The sequence below is a fragment of the Actinoallomurus rhizosphaericola genome, from assembly GCF_024055675.1.
GTDB lineage: Bacteria > Actinomycetota > Actinomycetes > Streptosporangiales > Streptosporangiaceae > Actinoallomurus > Actinoallomurus soli.
The window spans coordinates 171,729-193,793 of sequence record NZ_JAMXMW010000013.1 but is presented as its reverse complement, the minus strand read 5'-3'; the positions used below and the strand labels follow the sequence as shown (position 1 = coordinate 193,793).

At 72.5% G+C, this 22,065-nt stretch carries 18 protein-coding genes; 9 read left to right on the top strand and 9 right to left on the bottom strand.

The window, feature by feature from the left end; all coding sequences use genetic code 11:
* Positions 1-7 precede the first annotated feature (7 nt).
* A complete protein-coding gene (gene tatC / locus NE234_RS27390) occupies positions 8-862 on the top strand; it encodes a twin-arginine translocase subunit TatC (RefSeq protein WP_252783531.1) in 855 nt (284 codons plus the stop codon).
* 109 nt (positions 863-971) lie between these two features.
* Positions 972-3,695, top strand: coding sequence for a DEAD/DEAH box helicase (locus tag NE234_RS27385; RefSeq protein WP_252783530.1), 2,724 nt, complete (start codon positions 972-974; stop codon positions 3,693-3,695).
* Between the two features lie 61 nt (positions 3,696-3,756).
* On the opposite strand, the gene NE234_RS27380 is transcribed toward NE234_RS27385, so the two are convergent.
* The 6 genes from NE234_RS27380 to NE234_RS27355 form a co-directional block, all read right to left on the bottom strand.
* Entirely contained in the window at positions 3,757-5,133 is a 1,377-nt protein-coding gene (locus NE234_RS27380) for an extracellular solute-binding protein (RefSeq protein WP_252783529.1), read from the bottom strand.
* A complete protein-coding gene (locus NE234_RS27375; protein ID WP_252783528.1) occupies positions 5,133-7,088 on the bottom strand; it encodes a VWA domain-containing protein in 1,956 nt (651 codons plus the stop codon). Before NE234_RS27375 ends, NE234_RS27380 begins: the two co-directional genes overlap by 1 nt.
* 121 nt (positions 7,089-7,209) lie before the next feature.
* Positions 7,210-7,905, bottom strand: a complete 696-nt coding sequence (locus tag NE234_RS27370) for a Crp/Fnr family transcriptional regulator (protein WP_252783527.1) — start codon at positions 7,903-7,905, stop codon at positions 7,210-7,212.
* 156 nt (positions 7,906-8,061) lie between these two features.
* Entirely contained in the window at positions 8,062-8,565 is a 504-nt protein-coding gene (locus NE234_RS27365) for a hypothetical protein (protein WP_252783526.1), read from the bottom strand.
* A gap of 226 nt (positions 8,566-8,791) precedes the next feature.
* A complete protein-coding gene (locus NE234_RS27360; protein ID WP_252783525.1) occupies positions 8,792-9,700 on the bottom strand; it encodes a 5'-3' exonuclease in 909 nt (302 codons plus the stop codon).
* A 59-nt stretch (positions 9,701-9,759) separates the two neighbouring features.
* Positions 9,760-11,343 (bottom strand): SpoIIE family protein phosphatase, encoded by a 1,584-nt coding sequence (locus NE234_RS27355; protein WP_252783524.1) that lies wholly within the window; start codon positions 11,341-11,343, stop codon positions 9,760-9,762.
* 392 nt (positions 11,344-11,735) lie between these two features.
* On the opposite strand from NE234_RS27355, the gene NE234_RS27350 reads away from it, so the two are divergent.
* Positions 11,736-12,854 carry a M24 family metallopeptidase gene (locus tag NE234_RS27350; protein ID WP_252783523.1) on the top strand — a complete coding sequence of 373 codons (1,119 nt, stop codon included), beginning with the start codon at positions 11,736-11,738 and terminating at the stop codon, positions 12,852-12,854.
* A gap of 21 nt (positions 12,855-12,875) precedes the next feature.
* Here NE234_RS27350 and larA read toward each other — a convergent pair whose 3' ends face one another.
* Entirely contained in the window at positions 12,876-14,156 is a 1,281-nt protein-coding gene (gene larA / locus NE234_RS27345; RefSeq protein ID WP_252783522.1) for a nickel-dependent lactate racemase, read from the bottom strand.
* A 154-nt stretch (positions 14,157-14,310) separates the two neighbouring features.
* On the opposite strand from larA, the gene NE234_RS27340 reads away from it, so the two are divergent.
* From NE234_RS27340 to trhA, 5 genes are all read left to right on the top strand, one after another.
* The gene (locus NE234_RS27340) at positions 14,311-15,459 is read left to right on the top strand and encodes an acyl-CoA dehydrogenase family protein (RefSeq protein WP_252783521.1); all 1,149 of its coding nucleotides are present in this window, start codon (positions 14,311-14,313) and stop codon (positions 15,457-15,459) included.
* 108 nt (positions 15,460-15,567) lie between these two features.
* Complete coding sequence (locus NE234_RS27335) at positions 15,568-16,008, top strand: Lrp/AsnC family transcriptional regulator (protein ID WP_308206120.1); 441 nt, start codon at positions 15,568-15,570, stop codon at positions 16,006-16,008.
* 225 nt (positions 16,009-16,233) lie between these two features.
* On the top strand, positions 16,234-16,437 hold the full coding sequence (locus NE234_RS27330; RefSeq protein WP_252783520.1) for a hypothetical protein: 204 nt from the start codon (positions 16,234-16,236) through the stop codon (positions 16,435-16,437).
* Positions 16,437-17,177 carry a hypothetical protein gene (locus NE234_RS27325; protein ID WP_252783519.1) on the top strand — a complete coding sequence of 247 codons (741 nt, stop codon included), beginning with the start codon at positions 16,437-16,439 and terminating at the stop codon, positions 17,175-17,177. The genes NE234_RS27330 and NE234_RS27325 overlap by 1 nt, the downstream gene beginning before the upstream one ends.
* A gap of 34 nt (positions 17,178-17,211) precedes the next feature.
* The gene (gene trhA / locus NE234_RS27320; protein WP_252783518.1) at positions 17,212-17,886 is read left to right on the top strand and encodes a PAQR family membrane homeostasis protein TrhA; all 675 of its coding nucleotides are present in this window, start codon (positions 17,212-17,214) and stop codon (positions 17,884-17,886) included.
* 13 nt (positions 17,887-17,899) lie between these two features.
* On the opposite strand, the gene NE234_RS27315 is transcribed toward trhA, so the two are convergent.
* Positions 17,900-18,595, bottom strand: coding sequence for a S1 family peptidase (locus NE234_RS27315; protein WP_252783517.1), 696 nt, complete (start codon positions 18,593-18,595; stop codon positions 17,900-17,902).
* A gap of 252 nt (positions 18,596-18,847) precedes the next feature.
* Between NE234_RS27315 and lpdA the strand changes: the two genes are divergently transcribed.
* Positions 18,848-20,233: a dihydrolipoyl dehydrogenase gene (gene lpdA, locus NE234_RS27310; RefSeq protein WP_252783516.1), complete on the top strand. Its 1,386-nt coding sequence runs from the start codon at positions 18,848-18,850 to the stop codon at positions 20,231-20,233.
* A gap of 89 nt (positions 20,234-20,322) precedes the next feature.
* On the opposite strand, the gene NE234_RS27305 is transcribed toward lpdA, so the two are convergent.
* Positions 20,323-21,951 (bottom strand): CehA/McbA family metallohydrolase, encoded by a 1,629-nt coding sequence (locus tag NE234_RS27305; RefSeq protein ID WP_252783515.1) that lies wholly within the window; start codon positions 21,949-21,951, stop codon positions 20,323-20,325.
* Between the last annotated feature and the right edge of the window lie 114 nt (positions 21,952-22,065).

The following is a 22,065-nucleotide window of genomic DNA, read 5'->3' as shown; positions in this document are numbered from 1 at the left end:
GACGACCATGACGATCAGACCGTCGCGGAGCACGAACCCCGATGGGCGCATGCCGCTCATCGAGCACATCCGCGAGTTGAGAAACCGCCTGCTCAAGGCCCTGCTGGGCATCCTGGTGGGCACGGGCGTGGGGCTGTGGTTCTTCGACCCGATCTGGAAGTTCCTCCAGCAGCCGTACTGCCAGCTCCCGGAGAAGAACCGTCTGGGCAAGGGGTGCGGCCTGGTCGTCAACGGCCTGACCGAGGGTTTCTTCCTCGAGCTCAAGATCTCGTTGATCGTCGGAGTGGTGATCTCCTCTCCGATCTGGCTGTACCAGCTCTGGGCGTTCGTCGCTCCGGGGCTGTACCAGCGCGAGCGCCGCTGGACGTACGCCTTCCTGGCCGCCTCGGTTCCGCTGTTCGTCGGCGGCGCCACGCTGGCCTACGTGACGCTCGACAAGGGGCTGGGCATCCTGCTCGGCTTCGTCCCGAACGGCACCACCGCCCTCATCACGGTCTCGAGCTATCTCGGCTACGCCGTCGCGATGCTCCTGATCTTCGGCGTGACGTTCGAGCTGCCGCTGTTCGTCGTGATCCTCAACCTGGCGGGGGTGCTGACGCACGCCCGCATCCGCAAGTCCCGCCGCCTGATCATCTTCGGGCTGTTCGTGTTCGCGGCCGTGGCCACCCCCAGCCAGGACCCGTTCACGATGCTGGCGCTGGCACTGCCGACCGTCCTGCTCTTCGAGGTCGCCGAGGTCATCGCCTACATCCACGATCGGCGTAAGGCCGCCCGGCCCGACCCGTACGCGGGCCTGTCGGACGACGAGGCCTCCCCGCTGGACCTGCCCGACGGCGAGCTGGAGGACGGCGAGCGCGTGTAGGCGCGGGCCGCACGCGGCCGTCTCCGCCGGGCCCGCGATCCGGACCGGCGGGGTCCGCAATCCACGGAGTGCCACCGTTTCGGTCGGCGGTGGTCCGTAGGCTTGAGCCATGACCACCCCCGCGGAGCGCTACGCGGCGCACCGGCAGCGCATGGCGCTCTTCACGCCCGCGCTGACCGAGTTCCAAAGCCTGTACGACTTCGACCTGGACTTCTTCCAGGTCGACGCCTGCCGTGCGCTGGAGGAGGGCCACGGCGTGCTCGTCGCCGCGCCCACCGGGTCGGGCAAGACCGTCGTCGGCGAGTTCGCCGTGCACCTGGCGCTCGCGGGCGGCCGGAAATGCTTCTACACCACGCCCATCAAGGCGCTGTCCAACCAGAAGTACGCCGACCTCGTCCGCCGCTACGGCGCGGGCAAGGTCGGCCTGCTCACCGGCGACAACGCCATCAACGGCGAGGCGCCGATCGTCGTCATGACGACCGAGGTCCTGCGCAACATGCTGTACGCCGGGTCCTCGACGCTGGCCGGGCTGGCGTTCGTCGTGATGGACGAGGTGCACTACCTCGCCGACCGGTTCCGCGGCGCGGTCTGGGAAGAGGTGATCATCCACCTTCCCGAGTCGGTGCGGCTGGTGGCGCTGTCGGCGACGGTCAGCAACGCCGAGGAGTTCGGCGAGTGGCTGCAGGAGGTCCGCGGCGAGACCACCGTCATCGTCGACGAGGAGCGGCCGGTGCCGCTGTGGCAGCACATGCTCGCCGGCAACCGGCTGTACGACCTGTTCGTCGACGACGAGCACACCAAGGTCAACCCGGACCTGCGCCGGTGGGCACTGGACGACCTGCGGCGCACGCGGGTCAACCAGGGCCGCCGTTCCGGGCGGCGGCGCGAACGCCGCCCCGAGCGGTACCGGCCGCCGTCACGCGCCGACGTGATCGAGCGCCTGGACCGCGCCGGGCTGCTGCCCGCCATCACCTTCATCTTCAGCCGGGCCGGCTGCGACGCGGCCGTCGAACAGTGCATGTACTCCGGGCTGCGGCTCACCTCCAAGGAGGAGGCCGAGGAGATCCGGGCGCACGTCGAGGCGCGCACCGCGGACATCCCGCGTGCCGACCTCGACGTCCTCGGGTACGGCACCTGGCTGGCCGGGCTGGAGCGCGGGCTGGCGGCGCACCACGCGGGCATGCTGCCGACCTTCAAGGAGGTCGTCGAGGAGCTGTTCACCGAAGGCCTGATCAAGGCCGTCTTCGCCACCGAGACGCTCGCCCTGGGCATCAACATGCCCGCCCGCACCGTCGTGATCGAGCGACTCGTGAAGTGGAACGGCGAGATGCACGTCGACCTGACCCCCGGCGAGTACACCCAGCTCACCGGCCGGGCCGGGCGGCGCGGCATCGACGTGGAGGGCCACGCCGTCGTCCTGTGGGCGCCCGGCGTCGACCCGGCGGCGGTGGCCGGCCTGGCGGGCACGCGGACGTACCCGCTGAACTCCAGCTTCCGCCCGTCGTACAACATGGCCGTGAACCTCGTCGGCCAGGTCGGCCGCGAACGCGCCCGCACGCTCCTGGAGGAGTCCTTCGCCCAGTTCCAGGCGGACCGCGCGGTCGTCGGGCTCGCCAAGCAACTGCGCCGCAACGAGGAGGCCCTTGAGGGCTACCTGGAGGCGGCCACCTGCGACAGCGGCGACTTCATGGAGTACGCCCGCCTGCGGCAGCGCCTCACCGAACGCGAGCGGGAGCTGTCCCGCGAACGGTCGGGAGCCCGGCGCGCCGAGGCGGCGCGGTCGCTGGAGCGGCTGCGGTTCGGCGACGTCATCATGATCCCGCACGGCCGGTTCGCCGGGGCGGCGGTGGTCCTGGAGTCCGGTTCCGCGAAGCGCTCCGACGACCCGTCGCCGCTCGTCCTGACCATCAACCGGCAGGTCAAGCAGCTCGCCCTGGCCGATTTCCGCGGCCCCGTCGAGCCGGTCGAGCGCATCAAGATCCCGCAGTGGTTCAACCGCAGGTCCGCGCAGCACCGCCGCGACCTGGCCTCCACGCTGCGCAACAAGACGGCGCACCTGGACAAGCCACGCCCGCAGAAACGCCCGGACGCGACGCGTGAGGACCCGCAGATCACCGAGCTGCGACGGCACCTGCGCGAGCATCCCTGCCACGGCTGCGCCGACCGGGAGGACCACGCGCGCTGGGCGGAGCGGTACTTCCGGCTGGAGAAGGAGACGACGGCGCTCCGCCGCCGCGTGGAGGGCCGCTCCCAGGTGATCTCCCGGACGTTCGACCGGGTCTGCGCGGTCCTCGACCAGCTCGGCTACCTCGACGGCGAGCGGGTCACCGACGAGGGGCGCCGCCTCGGGCGGATCTACACCGAGCTCGACCTGCTCACCGCCGAGTGCCTGCGCGACGGGCTCTTCGACGACCTGGGCCCCGCCGAGCTCGCCTCGACCGTGTCCGCGCTGGTGTACGAGTCGCGTGCGCCGGAGGACGGGCGGGCGCCACGGGTGCCGGCCGGACCGGTCCGGGAGGCGCTCACCGAGATGATCCGGCTGTGGGGCGACCTGCAGGAGGTCGAGAAGGACCATCGGGTGGCGTTCCTGCGCGAGCCGGACCTGGGGTTCGCCTGGGCGGCGTACCGCTGGGCGAGCGGCACCCCGCTCGACGTCGTGCTGGTCGACACCGACCTGACCGCCGGTGACTTCGTGCGCCAGATGAAGCAACTGCTCGACATGCTCGGCCAGATCGCGGACGCGGCCCCACCGGGTGGCGGGGTCCGGGACATCGCGGGGCGGGCGATGGACGCGATCCGGCGCGGCGTCGTGGCCTACTCCTCCGTCGGCTGACCGGCACGGCTCTTCGCACCGGCCGACCGAGACGGCTGCCCGTTCCGGTCGGCCGGGCCGCTCATCCGCACGGACGGTCCGGCTCGGTGCGGACCGGCCGCCCGGAGTAGGCCGCGCGCAGCAGCCGGGCGAACGCGCGGTAGTCGACGTCCACCTCGCCCGGCTCGAACGCCGCCGCGCGGAGGCAACGCCGGAACACCTCGCTGAACTCCTGGTACGCCGGGGTCAGCGGGCGCGGGCGCGCCCTGGCGATGGCCTGCCGGATCTGCGCGGCGAGCTGGGTCAGATCGGCCTGGCCGATCGGCTGTTCGCCCGGGGACGCGTCCGCGCAGGGCCGGGGCGCCCGGTACGCCGACTCGCGGGTCGGCACGAACCCTCCGCAGGCGAACAACCGGCTCTCCGCGTCCCGGTCGGTCAGGAACTCGATGAGGCGGCGTGCCCCTTCCTTCTTCCGGCTGTACGCCGAGATGGCGAGGTTCTGTCCGCCGAGGACGCTCGGTCCCGGCAGCGGGGACACCCCGAACCGCAGCCGGCCGCCCGAGCGCATCCGCGGGTCGGCGGCGAGGGTGCGGAAGGCGTACGGCCAGTTCCGCATGAAGGCGACACGGTGGGCCTCGAACGCCTGGATGCTCGACTCCTCGGTCGCGTCACCCGCGGTCCGGTCGATGCCCGCGACCTGGGGCGGCAGGTTGGCGTGTACGGCCGCCAGGGCGGATCGGACCTGGGCGGCGTACGCGTCGATGACGACCCGGTCGCCCCGCACCACGTCGCCGCCGAAACCCCAGATGAGCTCCAGCGCGTTCACCGTGGCGCCCTCGTAGTCGGCGAGCTGGAGGGAGTATCCGGCCTGGAAACCGTGCGCGGTCACCGCCTCGGCGGCCTGGCCCAGCAGGTCCGGCAGGCCCACGGGAGCCTGCCGTCGCGCGTCGTTCCAGTAGTACAGCAGGCCGACGTCGGCGTTGAACGGCAGCGCGTACACCGTGCCGTGCCAGGTCACCGACTGCCGGAGCTCTCGCAGGAAGTCGTCGTCCCAGCCGTGGGGCAGCGGGAACGGGACGATCTCCTTCCGGTCGGCGAACTCCGCGGTCCAGGGCGCGTCGAGCGTGAGCACGTCATAGTCGCAGCCGCGCGCCTCGGAGACCGCCGCGAGCTGGCTGCGTTGCAGGTCGGCGAGGCTGGAGACCTCCACGATGCGGGCCTGCAGATCCGGGTCGTCCTGATGCCGGAGGTTCCATTCGTGGACGAGCGCCCGGCGCTCGGCCCCCGCGCTGACGTCCGTGCCGGCGGCGACGACGATGCCGGCGTGGCCGGGGCAGGGGGTGCGGCCGGCCGAGTCGCTCCACGGCGCCAGTGGCACGAGGACGGCGGCGACGCCGGCCACCAGACCGGCCAGCATGGCGGTGCGGTGTCCGCGGAGAAGGCCTCCGAGCATCCGCATCACCCTCCACCGGCCGGCGTCGCCGGGTCGAAGACGGACGTCACCACGTCGGTCGGCTCCTGGTCGCCTGCGTCCACGCACCGCACCGACGGCCCCAGCGCCTTGAGCGCCGCGGAGCCCCCACAGGTGACGGTCCCCGTCAGGACGATGATCGGCCGGATCTTGAGGGCGCGGCGCAGGGCCGCGGCGCGATCGCGCGGATCGGCCTCCTCGGACCCGCCGTCGGTGAGGACGACCACGGTGGCGTCCTGGTACGCCGCGACCCGGTCGGCGGCCGCGCGGATCGCGTCGTACAGGGGAATGTCGCTGCCCTGGGGCGTCAGGCCGTCCAGCGCGGCACCGATCGTGCCGGGCCCCGCCGGGGGTGCCACGGTGCGGAACGAGGGCCTGTCCTGAATCCGGGAGAAGGCTCCGAGCTCGACGGTGTCCCTGTTGTCATGGATCACGGTCTGCGCCGCGGTGCGGGCGACCTGCACGGCGGCGGTGAAGCGGGAGCCGCCCTGCGGGCGGCCGCCGCTCATCGACCCGGACACGTCGAGGGCCATGATGATGTGCAGAGGCGGCCTGAGCAGGGCGAACCGGGCAAGAGTCTCGTTGATCTCATCGCGCCCGTACGGCCGGACGGACACGCGCGGGGCCGTGCCGAGGTAGAGACGGCCGCCGGTGGAGTCGCCGATGCCCGGGCGGCCGGCGGCGTCACGGAACGCCTCGCCGCGCAGCCCACCGTGACCGAGCCAGCGGCGGAAGTCGTCGATCCGGCGGTCACGGCGCGTCGACGACTGGCCGTCCCAGGAGACGCGGATGAACGGATAGTCGAAGGAGTGCGTGTCGGAGACCCGGTGGATCGTCAGCTGTGGCCCGCCCGCGCCGGGTGCGGGGCAGGCGGTGCCCAGTGCCCGGCCGTTCATGTAGTCGGCCAGGACCTGCTCGGGGGCGATCACCGCGAGGCGCTCGTCGGAGGGGGGACGGTGCCGTAACGCGCACAGCAGCGCGGCGGAGTCGCTGAGCGGCAGGGCGGCGCTGCCGAGGATGTGCTCGGCCGGCCCGGGACCGCCGAGGGCGCGGCCGGCGTAGAGGTCGACGCTGGCCAGGGCGCCGATCTCCGAGACGTCCGGGCTCGCGCGGAAGATCTCCTGGACGCCGTTGCGGTGGGCCGCGTCGAGCAGTTCGGCGAGGCGGAGATGATCCTGGCCGGCCAGCGCGTTGTTCAGGTCTCCGCTCGCGGAGGAGGAGATCCCGACCGCGAGCGGCGAACTGCCGATCGACCCTTCGTCCTTCAGCCGCACGCCCGGATGGGGCGCCGCGAGGAGCCGGTCCGCCTCACCGGAGGAGGCCGGGATCAGGACGTCGGGCTGCAGGGCTCCGCGGCCGTTCTCACCGGCGCCTGGATCGGAGTACCAGCCGTTCTGGAAACCGGACGCGACGTTGAGGACGCTGCCGGAGGGCGCGACGGTGATCCGCACCGGCCGGCATCGGGAGGAGTGCGCGGCGGTGTACTCCGCGGCGGCCCGCCGCAGCGCGGTGAGGTTCTCCGGAGCCGTCAGGACGCGCAGGTCCAGGGGCGGAGAGCAGGATCCGGCCAGCACGGCCACCGCGCCGGTGGCGGCCCAGCCGGCTCCGGCCACCGCGGCGGCCGTCAGGACGAATGCCAGGAGCGACCGGCCGAGCTTCGCCACCTGCTCCCGGGTGTGTTCGGCCCAGCCGGAGAGCCACTTGGTGATCTGGTCCTTCTGACCGGCCAGGATCATGAGGCCGGACAGCGAACTCGCCACGGCGATCACCCAGGCCAGCGCGATCGAGATCTGCCGCAGGTGCCGCAGGAGGAGGGCCGCGCCGAGGCCGGCGAAGGGGAGCAGGAAGACGATCAACTGCCAGAGGTTGGTGACGACCTCGAGCAGCTCGCGCAGTAACCGCGAGCGTCCCGATCCGCCGCCTGACGGTCGATCGCTCGTCATCTGGCGAGGATGCTCCCCTCAGCGCTGAAGGGTGATCGGGGTCCTGAAGTCTAATGCGGCGGCGCCGTGGCGAATGTGCTGTATGACACACGTCCGCCGTTCACAGGGCGTTCGCCGTGCGTCAGCCGTCGTCGTCGCGCTCGGCGATGTCGCGCAGCGCCTCCAGGCGCAGGATGACGATGCGCATCCGGCGCGTGACGACGATCCCCTCCCGCCGCCACACCGTCAGCGCGCGTGCGACGGTCTCCCGCGCCCTGCCGATCATCGTCGCCAGCTCCTGCTGGGTGAGCGGCAGCGGCAGCGTGACGGCGCCGCCGGCGCCCGGGACGCCATAGCGTTCGGCCAGATCGAGGAGGAGCAGGGCGAGCAGCTTGGGGCCGCTCGTGCCCACCTGTGAGGTCATCCGGCGGTCGGCGTCGTCCATCCGACCGACCATCACCCGGGCGAGGACCTGCGCCGCGTGCGCGTGACTGTTGAGGAAGGAGGCGAACTGCTCGGCGGGGATCGCGAGGGCGCGGACCCGGCCCAGCGCCTTGACGTTGGCCGACCGCGGCCGGCCGTTCAGCCAGCCGCTCTCGCCGATCGTGTCCGACGGGCCCCGGATGGCGAGCATGACCTCCTGACCGTCCGCACGGCCGGCCGTCACCTTCACCCACCCGTCCAGAATGATCAGGACGTGGTCGGGGTCGGCGCCCTGGCTGCACAGCAGCGTGCCGGTCGCATACTCACGAGTCCGACCGGCCGCGCGCAACGCGGCTCGTTCGGACTCCTGCAACGCCTGCCAAAACCCGTGTCTGTTCGCGAGGATCTCCTGCACCCGGTCTCCGTCTGCGCGTGACGGCAGAGGTTCGCTATTGAACCTCATTACCTCCAGTGGACCTAATAAAGGGGAAATCTGTCTAGAGGCCGGCGCCCGGGAGCATCGGGGAGGGGGCGGAGTTCCGTGCCCCGGACGCCGGCCGGCCGAGGGAGGTCAGCGGTGGCCGGAGGCCAGCGCCACCGCGGCGGCGCTCCAGGTCAGGAACGCGGCACCGGCGACGTACGCCCAGGCCAGAGCGGTGCGGGTCAGGATCGCGCGGTGACGGGCGGCCGCGGTGAGCCGCCGTAGCCGCCGGAACGCCGGCGCGGCGAACTCCGGCTCGTCCGGCGGTGTCATCGCGATGAAGCGGTGGAAGTCCTCCTGGGCGCCGGCGGTGACGGTGTGGGCGCGTGTGAGGAGCACCACGACATAGCCGAGCGCGGCGGCCACGGGGCCGAGAGCGGCCAGCAGGACGAGGCCCGGAGCCGACCCGGTGAGCGACCGGATCGTGTCCCACTGCAGCACCACACCCATGGCGCTCGTCGTGACCACCCAGCAGGCGAAGGCCGTGGCGTGGTTCGAGCGCTGCGTCATGGCGAACATCTCCGTCACGGTGGCGAACGCGGCCTCGTCGTCCCCGGGCGAGACCGGCGTTCGGCGGCTGACAGTGAACGTCATGGGCAGCCTTCCTCCCCGTGTGGGCCGCAACTTTCACCGACCCTGTCACTGAAATGAGAACGCCGAATAGGCCCCCGTAGTGCGCCAAATGACGCAAGAAATGCAAACAGTCACCTAGCGGTCACCTGCCGGGATCGCCAGGAGCCGGTCACCTTCTGCGAGGCCGGTCATCTGCCGCGGGCCGGTCACCTGCCGCAGGGCCGGTCCTCCACCTTCGGCAGGTGTCTCACTCCTCCGCGAGCGCGGTGAGGAGACGGTCGACCGGACTGTCCAGACTCCATCGGTCGGTCAGCGCGACGAGGCGCTCGGGGTCGTGCGGCTTACGCGGCACGCCCGCCTCGAACGCCGGCAGGGGGATGCGAGTGGCGACCCGGACGACCGTCCGTGCGGCCGCGAGGTAGTCGCGCGCCTTCTCCAGCTTCAGGCGGCTGCCCGCGGGGAAGCCCGCCGTCTCACCCGCGTCGAGGGCCTCCTCGACGCCCTCCAGGGATCCGAACCGGGTGATGAGCGCGGCCGCGGTCTTGTCGCCGACCCCCGGCACGCCGGGCAGCCCGTCGCTCGGGTCGCCGCGCAGTGTGGCGAAGTCGGCGTACGCCCGGCCGGGGATGCCGTATTTCGCCGTCACCTCCGCCTCGTCGACGACCTGCAGGGCCTTGATGCCCCGCGCGGTGTACAGCACCCGTACGGGCTTGTCGTCGCGGACGAGCTGGAACAGGTCGCGGTCGCCGGTCACGATGTCGACCTCGCCGTCCTCTGTGGTCGCGAGCGTGCCGATCACGTCGTCCGCTTCATACCCGGCGGCGCCGATCCGCGCGATCCCGAACGCGTCGAGGACCTCCTCGATCACCGGGACCTGCGTGGCGAGAGCGTCCGGCGTCTGGTCGCCGCCGTCCGGCGCGACCCGGTGCGCCTTGTACGACGGCAGCGCCTCCACGCGGAAGGCCGGCCGCCAGTCCGCGTCCATGCAGGCGACGAGGGAGCGCGGGGAGCGTTCCCGTACCAGGCGCGCGATCATGTCGAGGAGGCCGCGTACGGCGTTGACCGGCGTGCCATCGGACGCGGTCACCGTCTCGGGCACCCCGAAGAAGGCGCGGAAGTACAGCGACGGCGTATCGAGCAGCATGAGTCCACCCACGCCGCCATCCTCTCAGCTTCCGGTCCGTCGTGGTCCGGGCCGGAGATTCCTCCCGCCGATCAGACGATCTGGATGGCCACGACACAGGTGTCGTCGTTGGGGTTGGGCGCGCCGAACGCCGACAGGACGCGGTCCAGGACGGTCTCCGGGTCGTTGCTGGCCGCCGTCTCGGCCACTCGCAGCAGCAGGTCCAGGCCGACCTGCAGGTCGCGGTCCCGCCGCTCGATCAGCCCGTCGGTATAGAGCAGCAGCAGGTCTCCGGGCTCCAGCGACGTCGTCGCGACGCCGAACTCGGCGTCGTCGATCGCGCCGAGCAGCATCCCCTCGGGCGGATCGAGCGTCGTGGCCTTGCCGTCACGGATCAGCAGCGGCGGGAAGTGCCCGCCCTGCGCCCACGTCAGCGTGCGGGTCTCCGGATCGAACCGGCCGGCCAGCGCGGTCGCGGTCAGCGACGTCGGCCAGTGCAGGGTGAGGCGGTTCAGCCAGGCCAGCAGCCGGTCGGGCGGGGCGCCGGTGAACGCGAGCCCGCTCAGGCCGTTGCGGAGCCGGGCCATCGCGGCCGCGGCGGTCCGCCCGTGCCCGGAGACGTCGCCGATCGCCAGGAAGACGCCTTCTCCGTCGATGGCGCTGGTCTCGTACCAGTCGCCGCCGACGCGGGACAGGATCCCGGCCGGGAGATAGCGGATCGCCGCCCGCAGGCCGGGCTTGTCGACGACGCGCTCGGGCAGGGGCAGGATCGAGCGCTGCATGTCGATCGCCTGCCGGCGCTCCTCGTCGACCCGCAGCTGCTCCAGCTGCCGGCGTGACGCCGTCAGCGCGCGCTCACCGCGCCGCCAGCCCGTGACGTCCTGGTAGACGCAGCGGACGGCCACCGGCCGGCCCGCCCGGTCGACCACCGGCTCACCGATCAGCCGCAGCTCACGGGTCTCCCCGTCACGCCGGATGTGGATCTCGCTGTCGACGGGCTCCCGGCCGTCGACCAGCGTGCTGATCAGGTGGGCGGTCAACGGGACGTCCTCGGGCACGACGACCGCGGCGAGCCGGTCGAGCGGCAGCGGCCCCTCCGCCGGATCACGCCCGAAGATCGCGTAGACCTGGTCGGACCAGTGGCTCGCGCCGGTCGCGGGCTCCCACATGCCGCAGCCGAGGTTGCCGAGGCGCTGGGCGTGCTCGAACTGCTCGACCAGGTCGTCGAAGACGGGCCGGGGACACACGCCGGCATCGGGCGGCGGGCCGTCCGCCGCGACCGCCGCCGACGGCCGCCGGCCCGCGGCCGGTGACGCGGGCCGGCCGGCGTCCCCGTCACCGCCGTCGCCATGGTCGCCGTCACCGGCGTCGTCGGCGGGGGAGCGGGGCGCGGGAGGCGTGTCGTCGTCGCGCGTCTCCGGGGTGAACAGTAATGACGCGGCGTCCAGCGGGGTGATGCCGCTGTCCCGCGCCAGCTGGAGGAGGTGGGTGTAGGCGGCGTCGACGCCGCAGCCGAGACGCTCGGCCAGCGCGCCCTTGGCCCGCTCGATCGCGGCGGTGTTCCGGAGCTTGTCGCGCAGCTGCTCGAGCTCGGCGCGGAGCCGTTCGATCGTCGCCTCCGACGTGTCCGCCTGCTCGTCTGAGGGCCTGTCGCCCGTGGTGTGAGGGAGTCCCATGGAGACCACTTTCGATTGTGATCGTCTGCGAGGGCGATGGTGGATCTGCTTCGCTGAGGAGGTTGTGGTGGGTTGAGTTGGTGTGACGCACGAGGCCAGCGAGACATCGCGCTCGCCTTGTGCACGCCGTGAGCGTGTACGTCATCGTAGCGATTTTCGCTGTCCGTGATGGGGTTATCGCACACAGCGAGCATCATCCATCGGGCTTGTGCGCGTCTTGTGCATCGCCGCCGCCTCGCCGTCACCGTCCGCCGGGGGCGGTCGCACGCGCGCCGCCCGCCCCGGCGGATACTCGTCAGGAGACGGCGGGACACTCGCGCGGGTGACGCTCGGACGCCCCCGCGGGAGTAGATTGCCGCCGACATGTGGATCCTCATAGGAGAGGGAACGGTGTGACCAGCCCGACAGCACTTTTCGAGCCCGACCGCCTCGCCCGGGTGCGCCAGGCGACCGCCGACGCCGGACTCGGCGCGCTCCTGCTGACGCCGGGGCCCGACCTGCGCTACGTCACGGGCTACGACGCCATCCCGCTGGAGCGGCTCACGTGCCTCGTCGTGCCCGCCGCGGACGACCCCTTCCTGATCGTGCCCCGGCTGGAGCTGGCCGCCGCCCAGGCGTCCACGGCCGGCGGGCTCGGCGTGGAACTGGTGCCCTGGGACGAGACCGAGGACCCGTACGCGCTGGCGGCCGGGCGGCTGCCGCGCGACCTCGGCCGGGTCGGCGTCGCGGACCGGATGTGGGCGGTCATGGCCCTGCGCTTCCGCGCCGCCATGCCCGGCGTCGAGCAGGTCGCGGCGGGCCGCGTGCTGGGCGAGCTGCGCAAGCGCAAGAGCGCGGCCGAGATCGAGGCGCTGCGGGAGGCGGGCGCGGCGATCGACCGGGTGCACGCCCTGGTCCCGGCCCTGCTGAAGGCGGGCCGTACCGAACGTGAGGTCGGCCGTGACATCGCCGAGGCGATCCTGGCCGAGGGACACGCGACCGTGGACTTCGTCATCGTCGGCTCCGGGCCCAACGGTGCCAGCCCGCACCACGAGCTGTCCGACCGGGTCATCCAGGCCGGTGAGCCCGTCGTCGTCGACATCGGCGGCACGATGCCGAGCGGGTACTGCTCCGACGAGACCCGCGTGTACGCCGTGGGGGAGGCGCCGGCCGACTTCCACACCTACTACGCGGTGCTGAAGGAGGCGCAGGAGGCCGCCCGCGCCGCCGTCCGTCCCGGCGTCGCGCCCGAGGCGGTCGACGCCGCGGCCCGCGAGGTCATCGCGGCCGCCGGGTACGGCGAGTACTTCATCCACCGGACCGGCCACGGCATCGGCCTGGAGACGCACGAGGAGCCCTACATCGTGGCGGGCAACGCCGAGCCGCTCGAGCCGGGGATGGCCTTCTCCATCGAGCCGGGGATCTACCCGGGGCCGCACGGGGCGCGCATCGAGGACATCGTCGTGTGCACCGCCGACGGCCACGAGAGCGTCAACCACGTCACCCGCGACCTCATCGTGGTCGACGCCTGACCACTCCGCCGCAGGAGATCCTCAGGCCGTCCCTCCGGTGAGGTACGGGATGGTCTGGGGCCCTTCGGGTAGCACGCAGACCCGTGCGCCCGGGCCCGCCTGGGCGAGGGCGTCCGCGACGGTCGCGGAGATGTCGCGGGTCTGCTCCAGGTGCGCGGCGGCCAGCTCCTCGTCGCCGAGGTGGGCGGTGTGCATCACCACCCGGGCGCCCGCCTGGATGCGGGCCTGGATCTGCACCTGCCACTGGTCGGGGACCGTGCGCGGACGCGCGGAGATGTCGGCGAGCAGCGCCTGCGGGGACGGCGCCGAGGCCAGCACCTCGCGGTACGACCCGTGGTCGGGGAACCCGTCGCGGCACTCCGCCGCGCAGACGATCATGCCGCCGGGCCGGACGATCTGGTACGCCGCGGACATCCCCTTGACGGCCTGGTACAGGTTCTGGTCGAGGGGATATCCGGCGTTGGTGGTCACCACCACGTCGAACGGCGCTTCCAGCGGGCACATCGCCGCCTCCCGCGCGGCGGCCGTGGCGGCGGCGTGCATGGCCGGGAGGTCTCCGCCGAAGGCGGCGACGATCTCCTTGTCCCCGTTGAGGATCACGTCAAGGCCGAAGGTGACGCCGGTGGCGGTCGCGATGGCGCGTATGTCGTCGTGGACGGGGTTGCCGCGGGTGACGCCCCAGGTCGCCGAGGGGTGCCCGATGCGGGCGGCGTCGTGCAGCGTCAGCACGGTCTCCAGCCCGGCCAGCCCGGGGGCGACGAGCTTGGGGCCGCCGGAGAAGCCCGCGAAGAAGTGCGGCTCGACGAAGCCCGTCGTGATGCGCACGTCGGCGTCGGCCCAGGCGCTGTTCAGCCACACGGGCACACCGGCGCCGTGGACGCCGGCGTAGGTCAGGGACGCGGTGTCCCGCGCGTCGTGGTTGATGACGCGGACCGTGTCGACCACCGTGTCGCCGAACATCTCGCGCAGCTCGGCGTCGGTGTTGCCGCGGTGAGTGCCGGTCGCGACCAGGACCGTGACGTCGCCGGGGTCGACGATGCCGGCGAGCTCCTCGAGGATCGCCGGAATCATGAGGTGGCGGGGCTGCGGCCGGGTGCCGTCGCAGGCGGAGATCGCCACGGTCTGCCCGGGGTGGACCCGGTCGCGCAGCGCCGGCCCGGCGACGGGTGAGCGCAGCGCGGCCCGCAGCGCGGCGGCCGGGTCCGGGGCGGCGGGATGGTGCCGTGGGGTGACGACGGTCGTGGCCGCGTCCGGCAGCTCGATCTCCAGCCCCGTTTCACCGTACGCCAGCCGGACCCGCATCGCGCCTCCTCGACCCGGCCGGAGCGACAGCCGGTGATAGCCCAGGACGTACCGTACGTCTCCTCTGGGTGATAGCGCCCACTTAGTTGGACGTCCTAGTATTTCCGGGGCGCCCCTCAGCGTGGAGGGGCTCGATGCCGGAGGCGAGTGGACGATGGGCGTTGATCGCGAACTGCCGACACCGGAGGCGTACGAGCTGCTTGAGCTGACCCGTGACCTGGTCGCCGCGGAGCTCGCCCCGCGGGCCGCCGCCGACGAGGAGGCCGCCCGGTTCCCCCGCGAGGTCTTCCGCACGCTCGGCCGGGCGGGGCTGCTCGGCCTGCCGTATCCGGAGGAGTTCGGCGGTGGCGGCCAGCCGTACGAGGTCTACCTGCAGGTCGTGGAGGAGCTGGCCGCGGGCTGGCTCGCGGTCGGCCTCGGGGTCAGTGTTCACACGCTCGCGTGCTTCCCGGTCGCGGCGTACGGCTCGGACGAACAACGGCGACGGCTTCTGCCGGACCTGATCGGCGGCGAACCACTGGGCGCCTACTGCCTGTCCGAGCCGCACTCGGGGTCCGACGCGGCGGCGCTCGCCACCAAGGCGTACCTCGACGGCGGCGCGTACACCGTCAACGGCACCAAGGCGTGGATCACCCACGGCGGGTACGCCGACTTCTACACCCTCTTCGCCCGGACCGCGCCCGACAAGAGCCACGGCATCTCCTGCTTCCACGTTCCCGGCGACGCCCGCGGCGTCCGCGCGGCCCCGCCGGAGAAGAAGATGGGCCTGCGCTCGTCGCCGACCGCGCAGGTGCACTTCGACGACGTCCGCGTCGCCGAGGGCGACCGGATCGGCGCGGAGGGCCAGGGTCTCCCGATCGCGCTGTCGGCCCTGGACGGTGGGCGGCTCGGCATCGCCGCCTGCGCCGTGGGCGTGGCCCAGGCGGCGCTGGACACGGCGGTCGCCTACGCCCGCGAGCGCCGGCAGTTCGGGCAGCGGGTCGCCGACTTCCAGGGGATGCGGTTCATGCTCGCCGACATGGCCACCGGCGTGGCGGCGGCACGGGCGCTGTACCTGACCGCGGCCCGCCGCCGCGACGCGGGCCGGCCGTACGGGACGCAGGCGGCGATGGCCAAGCTGTTCGCCACCGACACCGCGATGCGCGTGGCGACCGACGCGGTGCAGGTGCTCGGCGGCTACGGGTACGTCAGCGACTTCCCCGCCGAGCGGTTCATGCGCGAGGCGAAGGTCCTGCAGATCGTGGAGGGCACGAACCAGATCCAGCGGATGGTGATCGGCCGGCACCTGGCCGATCCGCGGTGACGCGCGGTGGCGCGGCCCGGGGGCGGCGGCATGGCCCGCGATGCGCCGCCCGGAAGTGGCCGCGGGCACTTCCGCCGCGAAACCGTCCATCGCGATAGGTTCTGAGGCGTGGAGGACATCGACCGGCAGATCGTGGGCCTGCTCGCCGAGGACGGCCGTATGAGCTTCACGGACCTGGCGCGGGAGACGGGCCTGTCCGTGTCGGCCGTGCACCAGCGGGTGCGGCGGCTGCAGAAGCGAGGCGTGATCAAGGGTTATTCGGCGGTGCTCGACCATGAGGCGGTCGGCCTGCCGCTCACCGCGTTCATCTCGATCAAGCCGATCGACCCGGCGGCCCCGGACGACGCGCCGGAGAAGCTCGCCCATCTTCAGGAGATCGAGGCGTGCCACTCGGTCGCCGGTGAGGAGAGCTACATCTTGAAGGTGCGGGTGGCCTCGCCGTTCGCGCTGGAGGAGCTGCTCCAGCAGATCCGGGCCGCCGCGAACGTCTCGACCCGGACCACGGTCGTCCTGAGCACCCCCTACGAGGGCCGTCCGCCCCGCCTGTGAGGAGGGCGGCCCCGCCTGGGGGGAGGGCGACCCGGGCCGTTCCGCCGCTCGCTCGCGGTGGACTTACTTTGTAAAGGGCGGTGCCGTCTCCGGTCCGCGAAGAATCCGCCGTGATGCCACGGACTCGCCACAACTGAGCCTCGTGGACGCCGTGGACAGCACGTTCGCCAACCCGTGGCCACCGGGTCGTCGCCTTCGGGCGGCGGGCTCGCGAGAGTACTCGACATGTCTACGCGAATGCGCCGGGGCACGGCCTCGGGCACAGGGGATTGGCTGCTGGTGTTCCTCCAGGCGAGGGACGCGCCGCCGCGCCGCTGGCACGGCACGGCGACCGGACCGGGGGAGTGGCTCCTGGTCTTCCTGGAGGCGGCACGGGCCGGCCGGATGATCGCCGCCGGGCTCGAACCCGTACGCGCGAGGGGGGCCTAGTGGTCACGCGGATGCTCTTCGCGGCCCTGTTCGGCGCCGTCATCGGCGTCGCGGAGCTGGTGGGGCGCTACCAGGACAAGCCCGCGGCGGCGGTCTTCTGCCCGTCCGGGATGCTGTACGTCATCGTCAACGCGTCCGCCTCGACGCTGGCGCTCATCCTGGCCGAGTCGATGGGCTGGCGCTTCGCGTTGCCCGACGGCGCCCCGCCCATCGGCGCCGACGTCGCGCAGGTCATGGCGGCCGCGATCGGCTCGGCCGCGGTGTTCCGCTCCTCCTTCATGATCGCCCAGGACAAGGGCATCAGCATCGGCCCGATCCTCCTCCTGGCCGGCCTGCTGAAGATCGTCGACGCGGCGATGGACCGCAAGCGGGCGCTGAGCCGGCTGGCCGGCAACGACCTGAACGGTCTGTCCTTCGCCCGCGACCACGCCGCCCTGGCCGAGCTGTGCAGTCACGCCCTGCGGCGGTACGACCTGGCCGAGGCGCAGCGGCTCGGCGAACTCGCCGCCGACCTGCGAGCACGCGACGACCTCACCGACGCCGACAAGCTGGACTGCTTCGGCCTGGAGCTGAGCCGGCTCGTCGGCGAGCGGGCGCTGCGCAGGGCCGCCGACCGGCTGCGGGACCGGCCGACCCTTGAGGAGGTGGCCGTGACCGTCGAGGATGTCCAGGAGGTGGAGACCGACTTCACCTCGCGCCTGGGGGGCGGGAGACGGCTGGCGCGCCGTCCGGAATACTGAACCCTGGGAAGTCGTCGCGCACGAAGGAGGGCTCATGGGGGGACCGGCGGCACGCGTGGGGGAGTTCGCACAGTCGGTCAAACCGCGCCTGCGCGGATGGCTGCACGCCGGCGCCTTCCCGGCCGCCCTCATCGGCGGCATCGTCCTGGTCGCCCTGGGCCCGACCCCGTCGGCGCGGCTGGCCGCCGCGGTGTACGCCGTGACGTCGGCGCTGCTGTTCGGCACCTCGGCGCTCTACCACCGGGGCCACTGGTCGGCGCGCGGCGAGGCGGTGCTGCGTCGGTTCGACCACGCCAACATCTACCTGATCATCGCCGGCACCTACACGCCGTTCGCGCTGCTGGCCCTGCACGGCACGACGCGCACCGTGGTGCTGTCGGTGATCTGGTCGGGCGCCGCCGCGGGCGTGCTGTTCCGCATCGTCTGGGTGCGCGCGCCGCGCTGGCTGTACACCGCGCTGTACGTCGGCCTCGGCTGGGTGGCGGCGGGCTTCATGCCGCAGCTGCTGGACGGCGCCGGCCCGGCGGCGCTCATCCTGGTGTGCGTCGGCGGTCTGCTCTACAGCATGGGCGGCCTGGTGTACGGCCTGCGGCGCCCGGACCCCTCACCCCGCTGGTTCGGCTTCCACGAGGTGTTCCACGCGTTCACGATCGCCGCGTACGTCGCGCAGTACATCGCGGTGTCGTTCGTCGTCTACCGCGCCGCCTGAGCGTCCGGCCGGGTCAGTAAACCGACACACCGTACGCGCTGAGCGGTTTGGCGATCGGCTCGAAGTACGACACGCCTCCGGCGGCGCAGTCGCCGCTGAAGCCCGACAGGACGCCCAGCACCGTGCCGCCGTCGTACAACGGGGCGCCGGTGTCCCCGGCCGCGGCGCAGATACTCGTCCGGATCAGGCCGTACACGGCGCCCTCGGCGTAGGCGACCGTGGCGTTGATCGCGACCACCCGGCCGCAGCGGACCCCCGACACGCCGCCTCTCATGCAGACGGCCTCGCCGACGTGGGCAATACCGGCCGACACGATGTCCTGGGCGCCGACCGTGCCCGGGTGGGAGACGCCGCCGCCGTACCGGACGATCGCGTAGTCGTCGCCGGGGAAGCTGCTGCCGGCGGTGGTGCCGACGGACTCACCCGAGGCGGTGGTCCAGGTGGAGGCGGCGTTCCCGCAGTGCCCGGCGGTGATGAAGTAGGAGGAGCCGCCGCCGGCCACGTTCACGCCCACGGTGCAGCGGTGGCCGCCGCCGTAGACCGGATCGCCACCGGTCACCTCCGTGGCGAGCGGCGCGGCCGGAACCGGCTCGTGCGGGACGCGCGACGCCGCGTGCGCGGCCGGAGCTCCGAGCAGGAGACCCGCGGCCAGGCCGGTCGTCACGCCGCACCGGCGAACGCGGCGTGACGCGGTGCGCTGAAGCCTCATGGCGGCCTCCTCGGCGCTACCGGGCGCGCGAGCGCGCCCGCCGGTGATCGGACCCGGCGGAGGGAGGCTTCTGACAGGAGTCCGATCGCCGGTTGACCGACAGTGTGAGCACCGGTCGCCCGGCCCACAAGCCGGACGGATGACCGGGTACGGTCGGACACGGGAGGCCGTTGCCCCGCCTCCGGCGGCGGGATCCCGGGCGGACCGGGACCGTGTCGGCCGGACCCGCGCAGGGCAATATCGTTACTGCTCATGAGCACTCATTTCGACGTCGTCGTTCTCGGCGCGGGCCCGGGCGGGTACGTCGCCGCGATCCGTTCCGCCCAGCTGGGCCTCAAGACCGCGGTCATCGAGGAGAAGTACTGGGGCGGCGTCTGCCTGAACGTCGGCTGCATCCCTTCCAAGGCCCTGTTGCGCAACGCCGAGCTGGCGCACATCTTCACCCGTGAGGCGAAGACGTTCGGCATCCAGGTCGACGGCGAGGTGCGCTTCGACTACGGCGAGGCGTTCCGCCGCAGCCGTACGGTCGCGGACGGCCGCGTCAAGGGCGTCCACTACCTGATGAAGAAGAACGGCATCACCGAGTTCGACGGCCGGGGCACCTTCACCGACCCGAACACCATCCAGGTCAATGGTGAGACCGTGACGTTCGACCACTGCATCATCGCCGCGGGCGCGACCCCCCGGCTGCTGCCCGGCACGTCGCTGAGCGACCGGGTCGTGACGTACGAGGAGCAGATCCTCAGCGAGGACCTGCCCGGCAGCATCGTGATCGCCGGCGCCGGCGCGATCGGCGTCGAGTTCGCCTACGTGCTGAGCAACTACGGCGTCAAGGTCACGATCGTGGAGTTCATGGACCGGATGGTTCCGCTGGAGGATGAGGAGGTCTCCAAGGAGCTGGCCCGGCGTTACCGCAAGCTGGGCATCGACGTGCTGACCTCCACCCGCGTCGAGGGCATCGACGAGTCGGGCGACAAGGTCCGCGTCACCGTCTCCAAGGACGGGCAGCAGCAGGTCATCGAGGCCGACAAGGTGCTGCAGGCGATCGGCTTCCAGCCGAACGTCGACGGCTACGGCCTGGAGAAGACCGGCGTCCGGCTGACCGAGCGCGGCGCGATCGACGTCGACGGCCGGTGCCGCACGAGCGTCCCGCATATCTTCGCCATCGGTGACGTCACCGCCAAGCTGATGCTCGCGCACGCCGCCGAGTCGATGGGCATCGTCGCCGCCGAGACCATCGCGGACGCCGAGACGATGGAGCTCGACTACGTGATGATCCCGCGCGCCACCTACTGCCAGCCGCAGATCGCCAGCTTCGGCTGGACCGAGGCGCAGGCGAAGGAGAAGGGCTTCGACGTCCAGGTCGCCAAGTTCCCCTTCACCGCGAACGGCAAGTCGCACGGCCTGGGCGACCCGACCGGCTTCGTGAAGATCCTCAGCGACAAGAAGTACGGCGAGATCCTCGGCGCGCACCTCATCGGACCGGACGTCACCGAGCTGCTGCCCGAGCTGACCCTCGCCCAGCAGTGGGACCTGACCGTTCACGAGGTCGCGCGGAACGTCCACGCGCACCCGACGCTGGGCGAGGCGGTCAAGGAGGCCGTGCACGGCCTGGCCGGCCACATGATCAACTTCTGAGGCGTCGCCCGGCGGCCCGTGAGGGGCGCCGAGGCGGCCGGCCGCGGGCACGCTCCCGCGGCCGGCCTCGGAGCGGCCGGGCGGCCGCGTCAGGACCCGGAGCGCCGCAGGAAGATCGGATTGGTCAGGGCCGCCATCGGACCCCACATCAGGTCCGGGCCCATGGTGTTGCCCTTGCCGGGGCCGCCGTCCGCCATCGGATGGCGCACCTCCGCCCGCACGTACGCGGCCAGCGACGTGGTCGTCCGCCAGACGACGCCGCCCGCGCCGGAGGCGGGCAGCGACTCCTGATGCAACTGGCCCTCGTCGGTGATGAACCGGACGGTGCCGTTCGGCACGCCCTCGACGTCCAGCCGGACGTCGATCGGGGCGTCGGCGGGGGCGGTCAGCGTCCCGCCGATGCCGGCGCTCCGGCCGTCGCCGGCGGCGGTGAAGGTCAGCTGCACCGCCCGTGACTCGGCGATCCAGGACCGGCCCGCCCGCAGACCGCCCATGACGGCGTCGGTCGTGAGGTCGTCGGCGTACACGACGTTGTGCGGAAGCCCGATGACCTGGGGCTCGCTGTGCGCGTCGCTGTTGCCCATGGCCGGGATCCAGCGCCGGCCCTTGCGCACCGCCTCGCCGAGCATGGCGTCCCAGGTGTCCACGGCGGACTCGTCGTCGTAGGTCCACGGACCGTTCCACACCTCGACGAGGTCGGCGTCGTCGTAGCCGAACTTCCACTGGCAGGCGACGTAGGGGCAGTACGGGTGGGCGGGCACGACCAGCCCGCCCCCGCGCCGGACCTTCCGGGCGAAGCGGCCGAAGGCGTCGTCGCGGGAGCGGTACCTCCAGTCGATCCACTCTCCGGCCGGCAGGCCCAGGGCCAGCCAGTGGCCGTTCCGGGTGGTGATCTCCTCGCCGGTGACGATGAGCAGGTCGTCGCCGGCGTACCGCCCCCAGACGCCGTGGGACGAGGAGGTGTTGTGGTCGGTGGACACCATGAAGTCCAGGCCCGCCGCCCGGGCCCCGGCCGCCACCTCGGCGGGCGTCCTCCGGCCGTCGGAGTACACCGTGTGCAGGTGCCCGTCTCCGCGGTACCACGCGCGGCCACGCCCCTTGGCCCGCGTCGGCGGGTAGTCGGGCGTGAAGGCGGGCCCGGGCCGGCCGTACGTGAGCGTGATCCGCACCGTGTAGTCCATGCCCTGCGGCGCCACCTGGTACGGCCCCAGGACGACATGCCAGGTGCCGGGCCTGATCGGGCCGGGCAGGTAGCCGGGGGTGGCCTCGCCGTCGCTGATCTCGAAAGAGGTGCGGAAGCCCCCGGACCAGCCGCGGAAGCCCTTGCCGTCGAGCCCGGTGCCGCGCTCGTCGAAGATCCCGATGTCGCAGGAGTTCCCCGGAGTGCCGGCGGGGACCGGCGGCCTGTCATAGGAGTACTCGATGGCGATCTTCTGGACGCCCGCCGGGACCCGCACCGGGAGGTACACGAAGTCCGCCGCGCCGGTCTCGAGGTGTCCCGTCACGACCCGGGTCTCCTGGCCGTCGCCGGCCGTGCCGGCGCCCGTCACGGCGGCGTCGGCCCGGCCGCGGGTGAAGGAGATCGGCGCGAGCGTGAGGGCGGCCCCGGCGGCGGCCGCCATCAGCAGCCGGCGGCGGCCGACTCCCCCCGGAGCCGTGTCACCCGTCTCGGGAGTCGAAGGAGTGGAGTCGGGCTCAGGGTGTCCATCACGGCACATGGCGTCCTCATCGGTCGGCGAAGGGCGGCTGTGGATACGGCGCCGGGCCGGAATCCTCATGGATCCGTCCTAATGCCGAGTGATCGTCGCGTGAACTACTCCGGATCATCCGCG

What these genes read in the sequence shown, in the direction of transcription:
- NE234_RS27380 (WP_252783529.1), bottom strand. Translation starts at nt 5,133, where the DNA reads ATGCGGATGCTCGGAGGCCTTCTCCGCGGACACCGCACCGCCATGCTG.
- NE234_RS27365 (WP_252783526.1), bottom strand. Translation starts at nt 8,565, where the DNA reads ATGACGTTCACTGTCAGCCGCCGAACGCCGGTCTCGCCCGGGGACGAC.
- NE234_RS27315 (WP_252783517.1), bottom strand. Translation starts at nt 18,595, where the DNA reads ATGAGGCTTCAGCGCACCGCGTCACGCCGCGTTCGCCGGTGCGGCGTG.
- NE234_RS27375 (WP_252783528.1), bottom strand. Translation starts at nt 7,088, where the DNA reads ATGACGAGCGATCGACCGTCAGGCGGCGGATCGGGACGCTCGCGGTTA.
- larA (WP_252783522.1), bottom strand. Translation starts at nt 14,156, where the DNA reads ATGCGGGTCCGGCTGGCGTACGGTGAAACGGGGCTGGAGATCGAGCTG.
- NE234_RS27330 (WP_252783520.1), top strand. Translation starts at nt 16,234, where the DNA reads ATGTCTACGCGAATGCGCCGGGGCACGGCCTCGGGCACAGGGGATTGG.
- NE234_RS27340 (WP_252783521.1), top strand. Translation starts at nt 14,311, where the DNA reads ATGGGCGTTGATCGCGAACTGCCGACACCGGAGGCGTACGAGCTGCTT.
- lpdA (WP_252783516.1), top strand. Translation starts at nt 18,848, where the DNA reads ATGAGCACTCATTTCGACGTCGTCGTTCTCGGCGCGGGCCCGGGCGGG.
- NE234_RS27305 (WP_252783515.1), bottom strand. Translation starts at nt 21,951, where the DNA reads ATGTGCCGTGATGGACACCCTGAGCCCGACTCCACTCCTTCGACTCCC.
- NE234_RS27385 (WP_252783530.1), top strand. Translation starts at nt 972, where the DNA reads ATGACCACCCCCGCGGAGCGCTACGCGGCGCACCGGCAGCGCATGGCG.
- tatC (WP_252783531.1), top strand. Translation starts at nt 8, where the DNA reads ATGACGATCAGACCGTCGCGGAGCACGAACCCCGATGGGCGCATGCCG.
- trhA (WP_252783518.1), top strand. Translation starts at nt 17,212, where the DNA reads ATGGGGGGACCGGCGGCACGCGTGGGGGAGTTCGCACAGTCGGTCAAA.
- NE234_RS27355 (WP_252783524.1), bottom strand. Translation starts at nt 11,343, where the DNA reads ATGGGACTCCCTCACACCACGGGCGACAGGCCCTCAGACGAGCAGGCG.